Raw genomic sequence first — 3,505 nt, 5'->3', positions numbered from 1 at the left:
GTGGCGGTAATGTGAAGGAATGCCGGCTCGGCGCGTGAGTATCGCGAAAATCCTCAGATCCGGCACAGGCTTTGCTCCGCATTATTTTTCGGCGTCCTCTGCAGTCGTTTGACCAGCAGAGGAGACGATGATGCTGAAATCCAGTGAAGACCTGATCGCCCAGCTCAAGGCCGTACTGGCCGGCCAACGCTATCACCCGAGGACGATCAGTAACTACTGCGGGTGCGCGCGCAGATTCCTCGATTATCCCGAACGGCGGGAAATCCAGGTTGAGCACGTGACCGAGGCGCTGGTGTCGACATACATAAGCCATGCGAGTGGGATGTTGCGCAAACGCCATGGTCGATCAGGGCCACACCAGCACCCGATCCCGCGCGCCGGAATCCATGCGCTGCTGCGGCTTGTGCAGGGCCAGTGGCCACCCTCTCCGAAAGCAGCCTGCGCCGCCGAGGCCGAGCGATTTGCGATCTGCGACGAATACGAGGTCTGGCTTCGTGAGGCGCGAGGCCTCGCCCCTGCTAGCATCGAGGCTTTGATCTGGGAGGCCCGGCACTTCCTGACCTGGCAGTTCAGGCGGAACGGTGACAATAGCCTGAGGAGCCTGAGGGTCGACGACATCGACCGCTATATGGAAATGCGCGCGCCGAAGCTGACACGCAAATCGTTGAGCGCCGTCGCGAACCGCTTCCGCTCTTTGTTACGGCATCTGCACCGGGTCGGCCGTACCGCGATCGACTTGTCGCCGCATGTCATCGGTCCGCTGATCTACGCCTATGAGGGCGTGCCCTCGATTCTGGAGCGAGATCAAGTTGCCGCCGTCCTGAAGGCTGTAGGAAAGGACAGGACACCGAGGGGGTTGAGGGACCATGCGATTCTGCAATTGCTTGCGACCTATGGGCTGAGGTCGAGCGAAATCTGCAACCTGCGGCTTGAGGACATCAACTGGCGGGCGGAATCGATCCGCATCCGGCACACCAAGACCAGGGCCTGTTCCTTCCTGCCCCTGATGGAGCCGGTCGGCGAAGCAGTGCTTGCTTATTTACGTGCGGGGCGGCCGGCGATCGACGCCCGGGAAATCTTCATCCGCATGCGCGCTCCCTATCGCAAGCTCAGGATGTTGGACAGCGTGGTACGACGCCGGCTGCGCCACGCCGGTGTCAAGCTGCCGGGCAAGAGCGGTGCCCATGTCTTCCGACATGCACGCGCGGTCGAGATGTTGCGCGCATCGGTCCCGCAGAAGGTCATCGGTGATCTGCTCGGGCACCGGTCGGCGGAATCCACGGTGCCCTATCTCAAGCTTGCCACCGAGGACCTCAGGGCCATCGCACTCGACGTGCCGGAAGCGGAGGTGCTTTCATGACAACATGGCCAGATCCCGAACGGCAGTTGATCGCGCGCTATCTGGCAGGCCTTGGCCTGCGCCACGCCGACAGCTGCGCCTCTTACAGGCAGGTGCTGAACAGCTTCCAGGACGTCGCTGAACGCCATGCCGAGCTCGGCAAGGATGTTCTGGTGGCCTGGCTGCAGACATTGTCCGACCATTGGATGGCGACGACGCTGCTGAACCGCACCCGCATCATCGATCGGTTCCTCGATCACCTTCTGAACATCGGAGCGATCGAGCGCAATCCCGTCACCGCCTTGTGCGAGGCATGCAATATCAAGCGATGTCGGCCGATCTGGCGCGCACTGGCGTCGCATGACCCCGAACAGGCCCTTGCCGAACTCCGCCAGCCCAAGCCGTTCGGCAGCATGCTGGGCGGGATCATGGCCGAGCACGTCGCGCTGATGCGCAACAGAGGATACAAATACACCTCGCAGCCCGCATGGTTCTTGCGGTTCGATCGGTTCCTGCAGTTGAATCCTGCATTGCAGGATGAACCGGTCGAGGTGATGCTGGAGCATTGGAAGAAAGCAAGAACGACACTCAATCACGCTGCGGAGTGTGAGAAACTGGAGCGGATCCTTGCGAGGGTCCTGCGCCATAAGAATCCGTCGCTCCCGCCGCGCCGCCCGGACCCGCGACCGCAGAAGGAATTAGCGAAGCAGTGGCGCAAGCCTTACATCTATACGCCGACCGACGTACGGCAGATGCTCGATATTGCCCGTTCCTATCCTTCGCAACGGGCCCCGCTGCGTGCGCCGAGCATCTATGCCATGCTCCTGCTGGCCTATTGCGCGGGGCTTCGGCGTGGCGAACTTGCCCGTATCGATCTTGGTGACGTTGACTTCCGCGTCGGCACAATCACGATCCGGCAGACCAAGTTCTACAAGACGAGGATCCTGCCGTTGTCTGACAGTGTGATCGCCGAGCTTCGGGCTTATCTCGATGCGCGGCAGCAGGCCGGTGCACCGCAGGATCCGCACTCCGCCCTGTTCTGGCACGAGGGGCGCAACGCCCGCTATACAAAGCAGGTGATCGCCTTGTTGCTCGTCGACGTGATCCGCCGAGCCGGGCTGAAGCCGCCAGAAGGGCGAATGGGTCCCCGTCTTCATGACCTGCGCCACTCGATGGTCGTGCACCGTATCCTCGAATGGTACCGCTCGGGTATCAATCCGCAAGACCGGCTGCCGTTCCTCGCGACATATCTTGGCCATAAGGATATCCACTCCACCCTCATCTACATCACCGTTACACACGACTTGCTGCATCTTGCGAACGAGCGGTTCAGGGCCGTAGGCGCGCCATGCCTCGATCTGGGGCAGGAGGTGCGGCCATGAACAAGGCGAACGCGTTCCCGGATTTGATGCGTGCGTTCTTCTACGAATGGCTCGTCGAGCAACGCAATGCATCGATCCACACGGTCCGGTCCTATCGTGACACTTGGCGGCTGTTCCTGCGGTTCGCCGCACAACGCGCGGAAAAGAAGGTGGCGGTGATCACACTGGCCGATCTGACTGCCGACGGGGTGGCCGCCTTCCTCGGTCACGCCGAGCACGACCGCGGCGGTACGATCGGCACGCGCAACTGCAGGCTTGCCGCGATCCGCAGCTTCTTCAACTTCGTCGCAACCAAGGACCCCGCATCGATCGCTCAGTGCGTGGAAATCCTTCACATCCCAGTCAAGCGGGCGCCGGTGTCGGAACCCTGTTATCTGGACCCTGCGGAGGTAGCAGCGATCCTTGCCCAGCCAAACCGCTCCACACTCGAAGGCATACGCGATCACGCACTGCTCTCGTTCCTCTACAACAGCGGGGCACGGATACAGGAGGCTCTCGATCTATGTCCCAGGGCGATCCGCTTCGATAGCCCAAGTTGCGTTCGTCTTACCGGCAAGGGCCGCAAGGAACGCATCTGCCCACTCTGGCCGGAAACCGTGCTGTTGCTGAAAAAGCTGCTGGAGCGACAGCCGCGTGCATTGGACCAGCGGCTGTTCGTCAACCGCTATGGCGAGCCGCTCAGCGCATCCGGCGTTCGGTTCAAGCTTGCGGCCTATGTGAAGGCAGCAGCCGAAACCACGCCAACGTTGCGGACTAAGCATGTGACGCCGCACAGCTTCCGACA

The 3,505-nt window shown here is 61.7% G+C and carries 3 protein-coding genes; all 3 read left to right on the top strand.

Annotated features, from left to right (window positions below):
* Positions 1 to 127: 127 nt before the first annotated feature.
* A complete protein-coding gene (locus FXV83_RS36685) occupies positions 128 to 1,360 on the top strand; it encodes a site-specific integrase (RefSeq protein ID WP_430648971.1) in 1,233 nt (410 codons plus the stop codon).
* Between the two features lie 26 nt (positions 1,361 to 1,386).
* A complete protein-coding gene (locus tag FXV83_RS36680) occupies positions 1,387 to 2,721 on the top strand; it encodes a tyrosine-type recombinase/integrase (RefSeq protein WP_235940502.1) in 1,335 nt (444 codons plus the stop codon).
* A partial coding sequence (locus FXV83_RS36675) for a tyrosine-type recombinase/integrase (protein ID WP_148744492.1) occupies positions 2,718 to 3,505 on the top strand: 788 nt, incomplete at its 3' end. The genes FXV83_RS36680 and FXV83_RS36675, both read left to right, overlap by 4 nt.

This window comes from Bradyrhizobium hipponense (assembly GCF_008123965.1).
GTDB lineage: Bacteria > Pseudomonadota > Alphaproteobacteria > Rhizobiales > Xanthobacteraceae > Bradyrhizobium > Bradyrhizobium hipponense.
This window is presented reverse-complemented; position numbering and strand designations above follow the sequence as displayed.